Below are 15896 nucleotides of genomic sequence, written 5' to 3'. Positions count from 1 at the left end.
CGGAAAAACAATACGTTAGCATGCCGTACTAGAAACCGCTTTTGGCCATCGCCAATGTCGTATCCAACATTCTATTGGCGAAACCCCATTCGTTATCGCACCATACCAACGTCTTAATCAGGTGCTGCCCACTGACTCGCGTTTGAGTGCAATCGACAATAGCACTGTGCGGATCATGGTTAAAATCGGTCGACACCAATGGTAATTCCGTATAGTCAACTATACCACGAAATGAACCTCTTGCTGCCTTTTGCAAAAGCTGGTTAACCTCAGCCACACCAACCGGGCTTGTCACGCTGACGCTTAAATCGATCGCCGTTACGTTGATGGTTGGCACCCGTACCGAGATAGCTTCAAACCTGTCGCAAAACTTCGGAAAAATACGGGTAATCCCTGCTGCCAGTTTGGTATCCACCGGGATAATTGACTGGCTTGCTGCTCGGGTACGGCGTAAATCTTGATGATAAGCATCAATAACGGGCTGATCATTCATTGATGAATGAATGGTGGTGACAGTGCCGGATTCAATGCCATAAGCGACATCCAACAACTGAATAATAGGAATAATACAGTTCGTGGTACAGGACGCGTTAGAAACAATTCGGTGGTCTGCTCGCAAATCCTGATGGTTAACACCATAAACCACCGTAGCATCCAAATCATGTCCACCAGGATGGGCAAACAGCACCTTTTTGGCACCGGAGGTTAAATGCGCCTCGCCATCTGCACGGCTACCATAAACACCGCTACAATCCAGAACCACATCAATTCCTAACTCACCCCAGGGTAACTGCCCAATCTCCGGCTGATGTATCAACCGAATAATATCGTCCCCGACGTATAATTTGTCACATTCCTGACGAACATCCCAGGCAAACCGGCCATGGCTGGAGTCATATTTCAACAGATGGGCCATCCCCTCTGCATTAGCCAACTCATTAATTGCAACGACTGAAATCTCTGCCCGGCGACCTGACTCATACAATGCGCGTAAAACGCTACGGCCAATACGGCCAAAGCCATTTATCGCTATACGAATTGTCATGTTACTCCCTGTTTCTGGTTATTATCATGCAACCCCATAGCGTACTGCAGCGCACCCTAAGATGTTAATCGTCTTATCACAATTCAGCCAGAATACTTCCGGCGTTTTCCTCAGCGAAATTGGCTGAAATGGAAAGTGAATCATGACTGAAACGCTTCAGCCAGAATAAACCAAACTAATCATAAAAGGAATATCTGCCTGATAAAGGGCACAATTCATCCATCAATTAGCGAAAAAAAAGACCGCCGAAGCGGTCTTTTAACAGCTGTATTACCGAGCCTCTCATCACCCTTTACAGTGATTTATAGCCTTGATAACGTCATGCTGTTTTAACAAAAATTATTTCAACAACGCCTGGGCTTTTGCCACCACGTTTTCTACGGTAAAACCAAACTCTTTGAACAGCAATTCAGCAGGAGCAGATTCACCAAAGGTGTGCATACCCACTACTGCGCCATTCAGGCCGACATATTTGTACCAGTAATCAGCAATACCGGCTTCAACGGCAACGCGGGCGCTAACAGCAGATGGCAATACGGATTCACGGTAAGCAGCGTCTTGTTTGTCGAATGCATCAGTCGATGGCATAGACACAACACGCACTTTGCGGCCTGCAGCAGTCAGTTGATCGGCAGCAGCAACCGCCAATTCAACTTCAGAACCGGTCGCGATAAAGATCAGTTCAGGAAGGCCTGCACAATCTTTCAGCACATAAGCGCCTTTAGAGATATTGGCTAACTGCTCAGCAGTACGTGGCTGTTGTGCCAGGTTTTGGCGCGAGAAGATCAGTGCGCTTGGGCCATCTTTACGCTCCAAGGCATACTGCCATGCCACCGCAGATTCAACCTGGTCACATGGACGCCAAGTGCTCATATTTGGAGTCACACGCAGGCTGGCCATCTGCTCAACCGGCTGATGGGTTGGGCCATCTTCACCCAAACCAATAGAGTCATGGGTATAAACAAAGATGCTGCGGATTTTCATCAGCGCGGCCATGCGCACTGCATTACGGGCATATTCCACAAACATCAAGAAAGTCGCGCCGTAAGGAATGAAGCCGCCATGCAGGGCGATGCCGTTCATGATGGCAGACATACCAAATTCACGTACACCGTAGTGAATGTAGTTACCCGCGAGATCTTCGTTCAGAGATTTGGAGCCCGACCAGATAGTCAGGTTACTTGGTGCCAGGTCAGCAGAGCCGCCCAGGAATTCAGGTAACACTTTACCGAAAGCTTCCAGCGAGTTTTGCGAGGCTTTACGGCTGGCAATATTCGCCGGGTTAGCTTGCAGCTGTTCGATGAATTTCTTGGATTCAGTCGCCCAGTTAGCGGGCAGCTCACCACTGATGCGGCGTTTGAATTCAGCAGCCAGTTCCGGATACGCTTTAGCGTAAGCCGCAAATTTCTCGTTCCAGGCCGCTTCTTTTGCCTGGCCAGCTTTTTTAGCATCCCACGCGGCATAGATATCCTGTGGAATTTCGAATGCTGCGTATTTCCAGCCCAATGCTTCACGGGTCGCGGCAACTTCATCAACACCTAATGGTGCGCCATGTGAATCATGGGTGCCGGCTTTCTTCGGTGAACCAAAACCGATAATGGTTTTGCACATCAGCAGTGATGGTTTGTCGGTCACTTTGTGGGCTTCTTCGATGGCCGCTTTGATAGAATCAGCGTTATGACCATCAACACCCCGAACCACATGCCAACCGTAAGCTTCGAAACGGGCCGCGGTATCATCAGTAAACCAGCCTTCAACATGACCGTCGATGGAGATGCCGTTGTCATCATAGAAAGCGGTCAGTTTGCCCAGCTTCATGGTACCCGCCAGAGAGCAAACTTCGTGAGAAATACCTTCCATCATGCAACCGTCGCCCATAAAGGCGTAGGTGTGGTGATCGACAATCTCATGATTCGGGCGGTTAAACTGCGCGCCCAGCGTGCGTTCTGCAATCGCAAAACCGACTGCGTTAGCAATGCCCTGACCCAATGGGCCAGTGGTGGTTTCTACGCCAGCGGTATAGCCATATTCAGGGTGACCTGGCGTTTTAGAGTGCAGCTGGCGGAAGTTTTTCAGTTCTTCCAGCGGCAGATCATAGCCAGTGAGATGCAACAGGCTATAGATCAACATGGAGCCGTGACCATTCGACAAAACGAAACGGTCGCGATCAGCCCAGTGTGGATTAGTTGGATTATGGTTCAGGTAATCACGCCACAGAACTTCGGCAATATCTGCCATACCCATAGGGGCACCGGGGTGGCCGGAATTCGCTTTTTGCACTGCGTCCATGCTTAGTGCGCGGATCGCGTTGGCAAGCTCTTTACGAGAGGACATGTTTTACTCCAGGTCGGATTAAAAAAAGCGTTCAAGTTTACCATTTTCTCAGACTCAACATTGAAACGGCAACCACTAAAACCACAATGAGCAATAACTTCCATATTAATGACGAATGGAGTCTGCTGATTTTCAGAATAAATCTATAGCTCTGACGCCAATAGCACATTAATCTCCGCTATCCATTGTCAATCAGGCCATACCTTGGGTATCTCACCAGTGCTGCCCAGAGTAGTAGAAGCTGCGCTGATGCAATAGCTATTAATGCAATTGATGTAATGTAACAATAAAAACCCCATAACCACAGGAAGAAAGTGTTATGAAAATGCGTACCTCAATGATTGCCCTGAGCCTGACGGCATTACTTAGCGGCTGCCAGAATATAAATACTGATGGATTGATGCAATCCGGTGCCCAAGCTTTTCAGGCTGCAACCCTGAGTGATGCTGATGTCAAAAATCTCAGTGAAAAATCTTGTGTGGAAATGGATCAAAAAGCCCAGATAGCCTCTGCTGATAGCGCCTACGGCAAACGTCTGGCAAAAATTTCAGCGGCATTGGGTGATAATATCAATGGTACCCCAGCTAACTATAAGGTTTACGTCACAAAAGATGTCAATGCTTGGGCGATGGCCAATGGCTGTATTCGAGTTTACAGCGGCCTAATGGACATGATGACCGACAATGAAGTGGAAGGCGTACTTGGCCATGAGATGGGTCATGTGGCATTAGGGCATACCCGCAAAGCCATGCAAGTGGCCTATGGCACCACCGCCCTACGGACTGCTGCCGCATCTGCCGGTGGGGTTGCCGGGCAGCTTTCTCAGTCTCAGTTAGCCGATATTGGCCAGAAACTGGTGAATGCCCAGTTCTCACAAAAACAAGAAAGTGAAGCAGATGATTACTCATTCGACCTGCTGAAAAAACGCGGTATCGATCCTAACGGTTTAGTCACCAGCTTCGAAAAATTGGCTACCATGGAAGCCGGCCGCACCAGCAGCATGTTTGATGATCACCCGTCCTCACAGGCCCGTGCCGACCATATCCGCCAACGCATCGCCGCCGAGAAATAATAATATCTTATTAGTGTAAGCGCCCCATAACAGGGGCGTTATGACTTATTCCACCGCCAGATTCACTTCTATTTGATCACCGCTGATCCGCACGGGGTAAGTGTTCAAATCCCGCTCCCCCGGCTCACGCAAGCATTGTCCGGTTCGGATATCAAACAGTGCTCCATGCAATGGGCACTCAACGGTTTCTCCATCCATAAAACCTTGAGTTAACAATGCATTGGCGTGAGGGCAAACATCCTCCATCGCGAAATACTCGCCATCAAGGATATAGACACCAATCCTTTTATTATTAACTAGAGCTGAGAAAGGGAAGTCCGGTTTGACGTAACTTACCTTACAAACACTGACCCATCCCATGAAAGCACCTCGCCGATTATCGTCAGAAAACACCAATATTAGTGTGGTTGATATTTAGACAATCACCAGCCGTCGCGCAAACAAAAAGGGCAAACCTGAGTTTGCCCTTAAATGATATTAATCCGCTGCTAATACTTACTCATCTTCGAGATAAGTATAACCGTACAGACCAGCTTCAAACTCTTCCATAAACTGAGCTTGTAGCTCAGTGTCCAGATCGGTTTCTTTCACTTGATCGGAGAACTGTTTCAGCAACTTCTCTGGGTTCAATTGAACATATTCCAGCATATCCGCGACAGTATCACCTTCGTCGGTCTGTTCAAACTCAACCGTACCATCAGGGAAGACAAATACATCTACGGCTGCGGTATCACCAAATAGATTATGCATATTGCCCAAGATTTCCTGATAGGCGCCGACCATAAAGAAGCCCAGCAGTGGCGGATTCTCTGCATCATACGGCGGCATTGGCATGGTGGTTGCCACTCCGTCGCCATCAATATAATGGTCGATAGTCCCGTCGGAGTCACAGGTGATATCCAGCAAAACCGCACGGCGCTCTGGTGGCTTATCTAACCCCTCCAAGGGTAAAACTGGGAAGAGCTGATCAATACCCCATGCATCCGGCATTGACTGGAATAGTGAGAAATTGACATACAGCTTGTCAGCCATACGCTCTTGCAGCTCATCAATAATTGGCCGATGTGCGCGGTTGCTTGGGTCCAACTGCTTTTGGATCTCATTACAAATGCTTAAATACAGTTCTTCAGCCCATGCACGTTGCTTTAATTCCAGCATACCGTGTGCATACTGGGTGTGGACATCGTGCAAGTCCATTTGGCTGTCGTGTAGCCATTCGCGCAGAGAGCGGCGGTTTTCCGGCTCTTGCATTTCCAGCCAAGTGTCCCACAGGCTGATCAGCGCACGAGGTGCATCTTCTTCCGGCGGTTGTGGCTCATTAAACTCATTGCGTTCTACGCCGATCACATTGGAAACCAGCACAGTATGGTGTGCGGTGACTGCACGGCCCGATTCCGTAATCACCGTTGGGTGCGGCAAGCCGTGCTCATTACACGCATCACCAATACCCCAGATAACGTTGTTGGCATATTCATTCAGGCCATAGTTTACTGAGCAATCAGATTGGGAGCGTGTCCCTTCGTAATCCACACCCAGACCGCCGCCCACATCGAAACACTGGATATTGACACCCAGTTTGTGTAGCTCCACATAGAAACGGGCTGATTCACGGACACCAGTGGAAATATCACGGATATTGGATAGCTGAGAACCTAAATGGAAATGCAGTAATTGCAGGCTTTCCAAGCTATTGGCTTCACGCAGCATATCAACCAACTGCAATACCTGAGTGGCAGATAAGCCGAATTTGGATTTTTCACCGCCACTGGCCTGCCATTTGCCGGAACCTTGTGATGCCAGACGGGCGCGGACACCTAAGCGCGGGACGACATTCAGGCGCTCGGCTTCTTCCAGTACCATTTTGATTTCTGACATCTTTTCGATGACCAGATATACCTTATGGCCCAGTTTTTCGCCGATCAATGCCAGGCGGATATATTCACGGTCTTTATAGCCATTACAAACAATGACCGAGCGAGTCATACCGGCATGTGCCAAAACCGCCATCATTTCGGCTTTAGAACCGGCTTCCAGCCCTAACGGCTCACCAGAATTAACCAGTGACTCAATGACCCGGCGATGCTGGTTAACTTTAATCGGGTAAACCAGGAAATAATCGCCTTCATAGCCAAACGACTCACGCGCGCGTTTAAATGCACCATTAATTGAGCGCAGGCGATGCTGTAAAATCTGGGGGAAGCAGAATAGTGCAGGCAGTCGTTGCCCCTGCTCAAGCTGCATTTTTTTGACCAGTTCCGCCAAATCGACACGCGCCTCACGAACATCCGGATCAGGGCAAACACTGATATGGCCTAGTTCATTGACGTCAAAATAGTTGCCACCCCAGTAGGCGACGTTATACGTGCTCAGCATCTTGCTAGCATTACGATCATTCATGGCAACCTCCTGCATGGAGCGTAAAGAAACATGTGCGCCCGCAGCTGACGGACGGCCAATCAAGTTATCATCAGACATAATTCGCCTCTATTGCGATACTGACGATAAAGTCAGCTACTATCGCAGCTACAACCAGCAAGGACAACCCGCGTGAATGCCAAATTGGCAGAATATTGCGCTATAAAGCGCGATCCACTAGCAGTTTATCTCGGCTATTCATTACCCAAAACAGGGTAAATCACGTTTAAATGTAAAATACGTTTGACTGTAAATACGTATTGAGATTTTGTGAATCGGATTAGCCGCAAAGTCGTCAAGCTAGCCGGATTCAGTGCTTCAGAGGGTAATTAACCCGCCCGCGAATCCTGAGTTGCACCCATGTGGGTATAACATCGGGTTGATGGCGTACAAGAAAGGGAGGTTGCAAGGGGGGATTGAACGTCAGAACGACGCAGCTGTTGATGTGCAGCAACCAGTAGACAACGGATCATTAATCCAACCACCTCCACGCATGCCGCTCATGATGAACAGACAAGACTTTATTAATAAACAAATTAAGTAACAGTAAAATGACGCTGCCATTTTAGTGCCCATCACGACGATGCGCTCATAAGATTGAGTGCCTCTCACTAAGTGCGAAACACTAAGAATCTCACAATGAGCTAATGTCATCTTCTGCCATCTTCATCATTGCGTATCGAATAAGCTGCGCGCGCAGTTTATACCTATAACGGGAGCAAAATGCAAAATGAAAATGGCTTGCAAGTGTATCAAGAGGTAAATAAATCAAGTGACAACTAAAGTGAGAAATATCTTGATGCAAAAAGGGCTGGCGTTAATAGCAAAAGCTGACCTAAAATAGACGTCCAGATGTTAATACATCCATCCATTTTAATTGCTAGAATGTCTGTTAGGCTATAATTATGACGGACTTCTAAAGGGATAGACTGCTAAAGGCTTTGCCTAAAGGGGCGTTGTAAAGTGCAATGCAACGAAAAGCCCATACAAATCGCGGCTCTAATTGCTTGACTTCAATGCTATGCAGTGACATTTCACTTGTATTCAAGGTAAAGAAAAACAATGGCTAAACACCTATTTACATCGGAATCAGTTTCCGAAGGACATCCTGACAAAGTCGCCGACCAGATTTCAGACGCTGTACTTGACGCCATTCTGGAGCAAGATCCAAAAGCACGTGTTGCCTGCGAGACCTATGTCAAAACGGGTATGGTATTAGTTGGCGGGGAAGTGACCACTAACGCGTGGGTAGATATCGAAGAAATTACCCGCCGCACTGTGCGCGAAATCGGTTATGTCAATTCTGAGATGGGTTTTGATGCCAACTCTTGTGCAGTATTGAGTGCAATTGGTAAGCAATCTCCTGATATTAATCAGGGTGTTGACCGTGCTGATCCGCTGGAGCAAGGTGCGGGTGACCAAGGTTTGATGTTTGGCTATGCCACCAACGAAACTAGCGTCTTGATGCCGGCACCCATTACTTATGCTCACCGTTTGGTTGAGCGTCAGGCTGCAGTGCGTAAAGATGGTACTTTGCCATGGCTACGCCCGGATGCGAAAAGCCAGATTACCTTCCAATATGACGATGGCAAAATTATCGGTATTGATGCGGTTGTTCTGTCAACTCAGCATTCAGAAGATATTAGCCTGACGGATTTACAAGAAGCAGTGATGGAAGAAATCATCAAGCCGATTCTGCCTGCCGAGTGGCTCAATGCCGCCACTAAATATCATATTAATCCAACAGGCCGTTTTGTTATCGGTGGCCCAATGGGTGACTGTGGTCTGACTGGTCGTAAAATTATCGTTGATACCTACGGCGGTATGGCACGTCATGGTGGCGGTGCGTTTTCGGGTAAAGACCCATCAAAAGTTGACCGTTCTGCCGCTTATGCTGCTCGCTATGTGGCAAAAAATATCGTCGCGGCTGGCTTGGCTGACCGTTGCGAAATTCAGGTTTCTTACGCTATCGGTGTAGCAGAGCCGACTTCCATCATGGTTGAAACATTTGGTACCGGGAAGATCCCTGAAGATAGATTGGTCACTTTGGTACGTGAGTTCTTTGAACTGCGCCCTTATGGCCTGATCCAAATGCTGGATCTGCTGCACCCGATCTATCGCAAAACGGCTGCTTATGGTCACTTTGGCCGTGAAGAATTCCCTTGGGAAAAAACTGACAAAGCCGCGTTGTTGCGTGATGCAGCCGGTCTGAAATAAGTTTCGGCCGATCAGTTCTCAATAACAAAAACCCCGCTAAGCGGGGTTTTTTTATACTTTATTTTTATGGTTGCCGGTAACGCTCAATCAAGCTGAATATCGCCATTCCTGCCACCATCGCGGCGGCAAAAATAACACCTTGGTATATTCCCGCCCCCAATAGGACTAAAGCTGGCCCTGGGCATATCCCCGCCAGCCCCCAGCCAATACCAAATAACACGCTACCACCGATTAAACGGCGATCAATTCGAGTAGATGTTGGCAATTGGAGAGGTTGCCCCCGCAAACTGGTTTTACGTTTTTTAGCCCAACCAAAACCTAGTATCGCGATAGCAACCGCAGCGGCCATCACCAGCGCTAGCGAAGGATCCCATAAGCCACTAATATCCAGAAAACCCAGCACTTTAGCTGGATTCGCCATACCTGCGACTATCAGTCCCAAGCCAAAAACCAACCCGGCAAGCAATGAGAAAAGTAGATTCATATTCCCTTCCTATCGACTAAACGAATAGATGGCGGACAAGCCATACAGTGCCAAAACCCGCAAACATAAAACTCAATGTCGCCAATAAGGAACGTGGTGAAAAGCGCGCTAATCCGCAGACACCATGCCCGCTGGTGCAACCTGCACCATAGCGAGTACCGATCCCGACCAATAATCCGGCCACGATCAGAACCGGCCAGCCAGCATCAATCTGAATTACCGGTAGTGCAGTAAAGAGTGAATAAATCACCGGAGCAGCAACCAAGCCGAGGATAAAAGCAACGCGCCAGGAAATATCGCCGGCTTTTGGCGGCAATAATCCACCTAAAATGCCGCTAATACCGGCAATGCGGCCATTGCAAAGCAATAGGATTATTACGGCAATGCCCAATAGCGCCCCACCCGCCAGTGCGCTGTAGGGAGTGAAATTAGCCCAATCTATCGTCATGCGCCCTCCTTCTCTTGTGGGCAATAAAGCTGATAAAGCACCTCAAGTAGCGCCAATACTTTATTATCAGCGATTGAATAAAATATGCGTTTCCCCTCGCGGCGGGTGTTTACCAGCCCATCACTGCGCAATACACCGAGCTGTTGTGAAAGTGTCGGTTGGTGAATACCTAAAGCTTGTTCCAGTTCGCCGACCGCCTTTTCCCCCTGACTCAGTTGGCACAGCAGTAACAGTCGATCCTCATTCGCCAGTATTCGCAGCACGTCACAGGCCTGCCCTGCCGCGTACCTCATCAGATCCATACTGATCATTTTATTGTTATTCATATGCATCTCGAACATTTTTGAATCATTATATATTTTTATATTATATATTTTTACATAATGATCTACTAAAAATAGTCCCATTGACCTACTTGCATCTGATTATCTGCCGTTTTATTCTTCCGCGATATGAGTTCATTAAGAATCCCCATCGCGCTACAGCAAGCAGTTATGCGCTGTCTGCGCCATAAATTACAGCTGGCGAATCAGCATCTTGGCACCGATTATCCGGAGCCGAAAATCAATTATCATCAACGCGGTACCAGCGCGGGCAGCGCCTATCTACAATCCTTCGAAATTCGCCTCAACCCGGTATTATTGCTGGAAAATCAGCAGCCTTTTATTGATGAAGTCGTCCCCCACGAACTCGCGCATTTGCTGGTTTATCGCCAATTTGGTCGGGTAGCGCCCCATGGTAAAGAATGGCGCTGGATGATGGAGCATGTGCTGCAAGTCCCGGCCAGCCGTACTCATCAGTTTGAAGTGACCTCAGTGCGCAGTCAGACTTTCAATTATCAGTGCAAATGCCAGCAACACGCCTTAACTATTCGCCGCCACAATAAAGTACAGCGCGGAGAGAGCGAATACCGCTGCCGCGAATGTGGCGAAAAACTGCAATTCGTGACAGCAAAAAGCTGTTAGGAAATCTCGTTACTTGTTATAAAACAGCAAGTTAATTTGCCATTCATAACTATTATCTATAACCTGCCAGCTTTTCATCATCGGGCTGTTTTGAGATATGTTACGCAAACTTCTATTCCTGCTGGTTTTATCCTCCCCACTGCTTGCGCTCCCCGGCTACAGCCAAAGCATCAATAACTTTTCTCAGGCCAAAGCAGTTGCGGCAAAAATTAATCAGGATGCGCCCGGCAGCTTTTATTGTGGATGCAAGATTGACTGGCAAGGCAAAAAAGGCGTTCCAGACCTAACGAGTTGCGGCTATCAACCGCGGAAAAATGCCCAACGCGCAGCACGGATTGAATGGGAACATGTGGTCCCAGCTTGGCAATTTGGCCACCAACGCCAGTGCTGGCAGCAGGGCGGGCGCAAGAATTGCGCTAAAGATCCGGTCTATCGTCAGATAGAAACTGATTTGCATAACTTGCAACCCGCTATTGGCGAAGTGAATGGTGATCGCAATAACTTCATGTATTCCCAATGGAATGGCGGCAAGGGTCAATATGGTCAATGTGACATGAAAGTCGACTTTAAAAATAAGCAGGCTGAACCCCCAGCACGCGCGCGCGGTGCCATTGCACGAACTTACTTTTATATGCGCGACCAATATCAACTGCGACTTTCCAGCCAGCAAAGCAAGCTGTTCGAGGTGTGGAATCGCCAATATCCGGTGACAAACTGGGAATGTCTACGTGATGAGCGGGTGGCAAAAGTACAAGGGAATCATAACCCTTATGTACAACGCGCTTGCCAGCAGCAAAAAGGCTAATCTAGTATACTGATCAAAGTTTTCGTTTCAGGGCTAAAAATAACCCATGCGCATACCTCGCATTTATCACCCGCAGCCTTTGCAGGCAAATACCGAATTGGCACTCAGTGATGAAGCCGCCAATCATGTAGGCCGCGTACTGCGGATGACTGAAGGCCAAAGTCTGCAATTATTTGATGGCAGTAATCAGGTTTTTGCCGCTGAAATTATCCGTGTGGATAAAAAAAACCTGATTGTCCGGTTAGCCGAGGGGCAGTTGGAAGACCGCGAATCGCCCTTGAATCTGCATTTGGGCCAGGTCATTTCCCGTGGGGAAAAGATGGAGTTTACTGTCCAGAAATCTATTGAACTGGGTGTCGATGTGATTACTCCACTGTTTTCCGAGCGCTGCGGCGTTAAGCTGGATGGCGAACGTCTGGCGAAGAAAATTCAGCAGTGGCAGAAAATTGCTATTGCGGCCTGCGAACAATGCGGGCGCAATAAAATCCCAGAAATCCGTGAGGCAATGCAGCTAGCCGATTGGTGCGCAGAACAGGGTGACAGTCTAAAACTCAATCTGCACCCGCGAGCCAGCAACAGCATTAATACCCTCCCCTCGTCACTCAGTAAAGTGCGTTTGTTGATTGGCCCGGAAGGCGGCCTTTCTGCCGATGAAATTGCCATGACCTCGCGCCTTGGATTTACTGATATCCTGCTAGGACCGCGAGTTCTGCGTACCGAAACTACCGCCCTTACCGCTATCACTGCTTTGCAGGTGCGGTTTGGTGATCTGGGATAAAATTCGTTCCCATTAGGAGAGAAGAATGATCAAGCTCGGCATCGTAATGGACCCAATCTCGTCCATTAATATCAAGAAAGACTCCAGCTTCGCTATGCTGTTGGAAGCACAGCGCCGTGGTTGGGAACTACATTACATGGAAATGGGCGACCTTTACCTGCGTGGGGGGGATGGCCGCGCCCGCACTCGCCTGCTGAGTGTGAAACAGGACAAAGACAACTGGTTCAGTTTTGGTGTAGAGCAAGACTTACCGCTGCATGACCTTGATGTCATCCTGATGCGTAAAGATCCACCGTTTGATACTGAGTTCATCTACGCCACCTATATTTTGGAACGCGCGGAAGATAAAGGCACTCTGGTGGTGAATAAACCGCAGAGCCTGCGCGACTGTAATGAAAAGCTGTTTACCACGTGGTTCCCAGATTTAACCCCCGATACACTGGTTAGCCGCAGCAAAGAGCATATCCGCAAGTTCCATCAGGAACACGGCGATATCATTTTGAAACCGCTGGATGGAATGGGCGGTACCTCAATATTTCGCGTGAAGCAAGATGACCCTAATTTGTCGGTTATCATTGAAACACTGACCGAACTGGGCAGCCGATTCTGTATGGCGCAAAACTTCCTGCCTGCCATTAAAGAGGGTGACAAACGTGTTTTGGTGGTGGACGGCGAGCCAGTGCCTTACTGCCTGGCGCGTATCCCGGCACAAGGTGAAACTCGCGGTAATCTGGCGGCCGGTGGCCGTGGCGAAGCGCGCCCACTCAGTGAAAGTGATTGGGCGATTGCCCGTGCTGTAGCACCGACGCTGAAGAAAAAAGGGTTAATTTTTGTCGGTTTGGATATCATCGGCGACCGCCTGACTGAAATTAACGTCACCAGCCCGACCTGCATCCGCGAGATTGAAGCCGCTTTCCCAGATGTTTCTATTACTGGCATGCTGATGGATGCAATCGAAGTGCGTCTGGCTAATAAATAAACCGGCGCTCGCTCCAAAAAACTTGAAGCCGCAGCCAACAACCCTGCGGCTTCAAGGACAAAAATATCCCCACAGTCATTGGAGTTGCAGGTAGGCGGCAAGAGAACAAATCCCGATGAGCCTATTTATTTTAAGGTCAACGGGCAGTAAGTGATTCGGGTGTGTGAGCGCAGCCAACAACCCTGCGGCTTCAAGGACAAAGGGGATCCGTGACTTTATCCCCATTTATCCGCATACTGGCAGAGTTTTCCCCTTAACTCAGCGAACCCCCTATATAACATAATGAATTTACAGCATCATTTTCTTATCGCTATGCCGTCACTTCAAGACCCGCAGTTTATGCGCTCAGTTATCTATATCTGTGAACATAATAAAGAGGGTGCGATGGGCTTAGTCATTAACAAGCCGATTGAACAGTTCACAGTAGAAACTGTGCTGAAAAAATTGAAGATCAACCCAACCCCACGCGACCCATCCATTCGACTGGATAAACCAGTATTGGCGGGTGGTCCACTGGCGGAAGATCGCGGTTTTATCTTGCATTCGCCGCAGGAAGGTTTCGGCTCCAGTATTCCTATCTCACCAGATACCATGATAACCACCTCTAAAGATGTGCTGGCGACATTTGGAACACCGGAACAACCTAAAAATCTGCTGGTAGCACTGGGTTATGCGGGCTGGCAACAGGGGCAGCTGGAACAAGAACTGCTGGATAACGCCTGGCTGACCATTGAGGCAGACAGTAATATCCTGTTTAACACCCCGATCTCTGAGCGCTGGCAAGCCGCGGCCAATAAACTGGGTATCAATATCTTTAATATTGCCCCGCAAGCAGGACACGCCTGATGGCTAATCGCACAATTGTAGCCTTTGATTTTGGTACTAAAAGTATCGGCGTTGCTATTGGTCAGGAAGTCACTGGCACCGCCAGAGCACTGACATCCTTTAAAGCTCAGGACGGTACACCGGACTGGCAAAAAGTCGAAAAACTGCTGAAAGAGTGGCAACCTGATTTAGTTGTCGTCGGGCTGCCACTGAATATGGATGGCACCGAACAACCACTCTCGGCGCGCGCGCGCCGGTTTGCCAACCGCCTACATGGCCGTTTTGGTGTCCAAATTGCCTTGCAGGATGAACGCCTTAGTACCGTCGAGGCGCGAGCCAATTTATTTGACAGTGGCGGTTATCGCGCACTGGACAAAGGCAGTGTCGACGCCGCCTCCGCGGTGATCATTCTGGAAAGTTGGTTTGATGAGCAAGCAGGCTGAATACGTTTTTTGACATTTTATCATAAGCCAAATTCTGCATCCCCTGCTGTTTTCCACTATCCATTCCCGCTGCCTGCCCCGACAAATCGGGTATAGCGTGGCACCCATCCCCGCACAATTGTATACTGGATGGATGCCAATCAGCGGCTCAAAATATTGCACACCCTCGCGGGTGCTTTTTACATTTATTGAGGTTCTCTCATGACAAAAGTAACTGTTGCTGCGACTCAAATGGCCTGTTCCTGGGACCTGCCTAAGAACATTGAAAATGCCGAGAAACTGGTACGTGATGCGCACGCCAAAGGCGCACAAATCATCCTGATTCAGGAGCTGTTTGCCGCTCCTTATTTCTGCATAGACCAAAGCCCGGAACACTATGCACTGGCCCAAGAGCTGGATAGTAGCCCGCTTATCCAACATTTTTCCAAGCTCGCGGCCGAGCTGGAAGTGGTATTGCCACTGAGTTTCTTTGAGAAAGCCAACAACGCATATTATAACTCGCTGGTCATGATTGATGCTGACGGCTCAGTGCTGGATGTGTATCGCAAAACTCACATCCCTAATGGGCCGGCGTATCAAGAAAAACAATTCTTTATCCCCGGTGATACCGGCTTTAAAGTCTGGCAGACCCGCTACGCCAAAGTCGGTGTAGGTATCTGTTGGGATCAGTGGTTCCCGGAAACTGCCCGCAGCCTGGCATTGCTGGGCGCGGAAATCATTTTCTACCCAACAGCCATTGGTTCTGAGCCAGCTTATCCTGATATTGACAGCCAGCCGCACTGGACTCGTGTTCAGCAAGGTCATGCCGCTGCGAATCTGGTGCCCGTGATTGCCTCTAACCGCATTGGTACAGAAAAAAGCAAATATATCGATGGTCTGGAAATGACTTTCTACGGTTCCTCGTTTATTGCTGACCAAACTGGTGCGCTGGTAGCTCAGGCGAATAAAACCGACGAAGCTATTTTGGTGCATGAGTTCGATTTGCAGGAAATCGCGGCTCAGCGCGCTTCATGGGGCTTGTTCCGCGATCGTCGCCCGGAAATGTATCAGGCACTTGCCACATCTGATGGCAAGACCCGGAGATAA

At 48.8% G+C, this 15896-nt stretch carries 17 protein-coding genes; 9 read left to right on the top strand and 8 right to left on the bottom strand.

Features of this window, described 5'->3' with window-relative positions:
• Nucleotides 1–28: 28 nt before the first annotated feature.
• Nucleotides 29–1045, bottom strand: a complete 1017-nt coding sequence (epd, locus tag DX162_RS09960) for an erythrose-4-phosphate dehydrogenase (protein ID WP_004390993.1) — start codon at nt 1043–1045, stop codon at nt 29–31.
• A 339-nt stretch (nt 1046–1384) separates the two neighbouring features.
• Complete coding sequence (gene tkt / locus DX162_RS09955; RefSeq protein WP_032819983.1) at nt 1385–3379, bottom strand: transketolase; 1995 nt, start codon at nt 3377–3379, stop codon at nt 1385–1387.
• A gap of 319 nt (nt 3380–3698) precedes the next feature.
• Between tkt and loiP the strand changes: the two genes are divergently transcribed.
• Entirely contained in the window at nt 3699–4451 is a 753-nt protein-coding gene (gene loiP, locus DX162_RS09950; RefSeq protein WP_004390996.1) for a metalloprotease LoiP, read from the top strand.
• A gap of 45 nt (nt 4452–4496) precedes the next feature.
• Here the strand turns inward: loiP and DX162_RS09945 are convergent, their stop codons facing one another.
• The 3 genes from DX162_RS09945 to DX162_RS22930 all read right to left on the bottom strand — a co-directional run bounded on the left by DX162_RS09945 (nt 4497) and on the right by DX162_RS22930 (nt 7339).
• Nucleotides 4497–4811, bottom strand: coding sequence for a non-heme iron oxygenase ferredoxin subunit (locus tag DX162_RS09945; RefSeq protein WP_032819984.1), 315 nt, complete (start codon nt 4809–4811; stop codon nt 4497–4499).
• Between the two features lie 135 nt (nt 4812–4946).
• On the bottom strand, nt 4947–6926 hold the full coding sequence (gene speA, locus DX162_RS09940; RefSeq protein ID WP_098081105.1) for a biosynthetic arginine decarboxylase: 1980 nt from the start codon (nt 6924–6926) through the stop codon (nt 4947–4949).
• Nucleotides 6927–7195: 269 nt separating this feature from the next.
• Nucleotides 7196–7339 (bottom strand): hypothetical protein, encoded by a 144-nt coding sequence (locus DX162_RS22930; protein WP_420855986.1) that lies wholly within the window; start codon nt 7337–7339, stop codon nt 7196–7198.
• A 589-nt stretch (nt 7340–7928) separates the two neighbouring features.
• Between DX162_RS22930 and metK the strand changes: the two genes are divergently transcribed.
• On the top strand, nt 7929–9083 hold the full coding sequence (gene metK, locus DX162_RS09935) for a methionine adenosyltransferase (RefSeq protein ID WP_004390999.1): 1155 nt from the start codon (nt 7929–7931) through the stop codon (nt 9081–9083).
• 64 nt (nt 9084–9147) lie between these two features.
• Here the strand turns inward: metK and DX162_RS09930 are convergent, their stop codons facing one another.
• Genes DX162_RS09930 through DX162_RS09920 form a run of 3 tightly spaced genes read right to left on the bottom strand, consistent with a single transcriptional unit; the run spans nt 9148 to nt 10341 of the window.
• Complete coding sequence (locus DX162_RS09930) at nt 9148–9567, bottom strand: DUF6691 family protein (protein WP_004391000.1); 420 nt, start codon at nt 9565–9567, stop codon at nt 9148–9150.
• A 16-nt stretch (nt 9568–9583) separates the two neighbouring features.
• Complete coding sequence (locus DX162_RS09925; protein WP_032819985.1) at nt 9584–10015, bottom strand: YeeE/YedE family protein; 432 nt, start codon at nt 10013–10015, stop codon at nt 9584–9586.
• Nucleotides 10012–10341 (bottom strand): ArsR/SmtB family transcription factor, encoded by a 330-nt coding sequence (locus tag DX162_RS09920; RefSeq protein WP_004391002.1) that lies wholly within the window; start codon nt 10339–10341, stop codon nt 10012–10014. Before DX162_RS09920 ends, DX162_RS09925 begins: the two co-directional genes overlap by 4 nt.
• A gap of 126 nt (nt 10342–10467) precedes the next feature.
• Between DX162_RS09920 and DX162_RS09915 the strand changes: the two genes are divergently transcribed.
• The 7 genes from DX162_RS09915 to aguB all read left to right on the top strand — a co-directional run bounded on the left by DX162_RS09915 (nt 10468) and on the right by aguB (nt 15896).
• Entirely contained in the window at nt 10468–10980 is a 513-nt protein-coding gene (locus tag DX162_RS09915) for a SprT family zinc-dependent metalloprotease (RefSeq protein WP_004391003.1), read from the top strand.
• Nucleotides 10981–11077: 97 nt separating this feature from the next.
• Nucleotides 11078–11785, top strand: coding sequence for a deoxyribonuclease I (endA, locus tag DX162_RS09910; protein WP_004391004.1), 708 nt, complete (start codon nt 11078–11080; stop codon nt 11783–11785).
• Between the two features lie 46 nt (nt 11786–11831).
• Nucleotides 11832–12563, top strand: a complete 732-nt coding sequence (rsmE, locus tag DX162_RS09905) for a 16S rRNA (uracil(1498)-N(3))-methyltransferase (RefSeq protein ID WP_004391005.1) — start codon at nt 11832–11834, stop codon at nt 12561–12563.
• 25 nt (nt 12564–12588) lie between these two features.
• Complete coding sequence (gene gshB / locus DX162_RS09900) at nt 12589–13542, top strand: glutathione synthase (RefSeq protein ID WP_032819986.1); 954 nt, start codon at nt 12589–12591, stop codon at nt 13540–13542.
• A gap of 282 nt (nt 13543–13824) precedes the next feature.
• Nucleotides 13825–14388 (top strand): YqgE/AlgH family protein, encoded by a 564-nt coding sequence (locus DX162_RS09895; RefSeq protein WP_004391007.1) that lies wholly within the window; start codon nt 13825–13827, stop codon nt 14386–14388.
• Entirely contained in the window at nt 14388–14810 is a 423-nt protein-coding gene (gene ruvX, locus DX162_RS09890; RefSeq protein ID WP_032819988.1) for a Holliday junction resolvase RuvX, read from the top strand. Before DX162_RS09895 ends, ruvX begins: the two co-directional genes overlap by 1 nt.
• A 201-nt stretch (nt 14811–15011) precedes the next feature.
• Nucleotides 15012–15896, top strand: a complete 885-nt coding sequence (aguB, locus tag DX162_RS09885) for an N-carbamoylputrescine amidase (protein ID WP_004391008.1) — start codon at nt 15012–15014, stop codon at nt 15894–15896.

The sequence above is a fragment of the Yersinia kristensenii genome (assembly GCF_900460525.1).
GTDB lineage: Bacteria > Pseudomonadota > Gammaproteobacteria > Enterobacterales > Enterobacteriaceae > Yersinia > Yersinia kristensenii.
The sequence above is the reverse complement of the archived record's forward strand: the minus strand, read 5'-3'. Positions and strand labels throughout refer to the sequence as shown.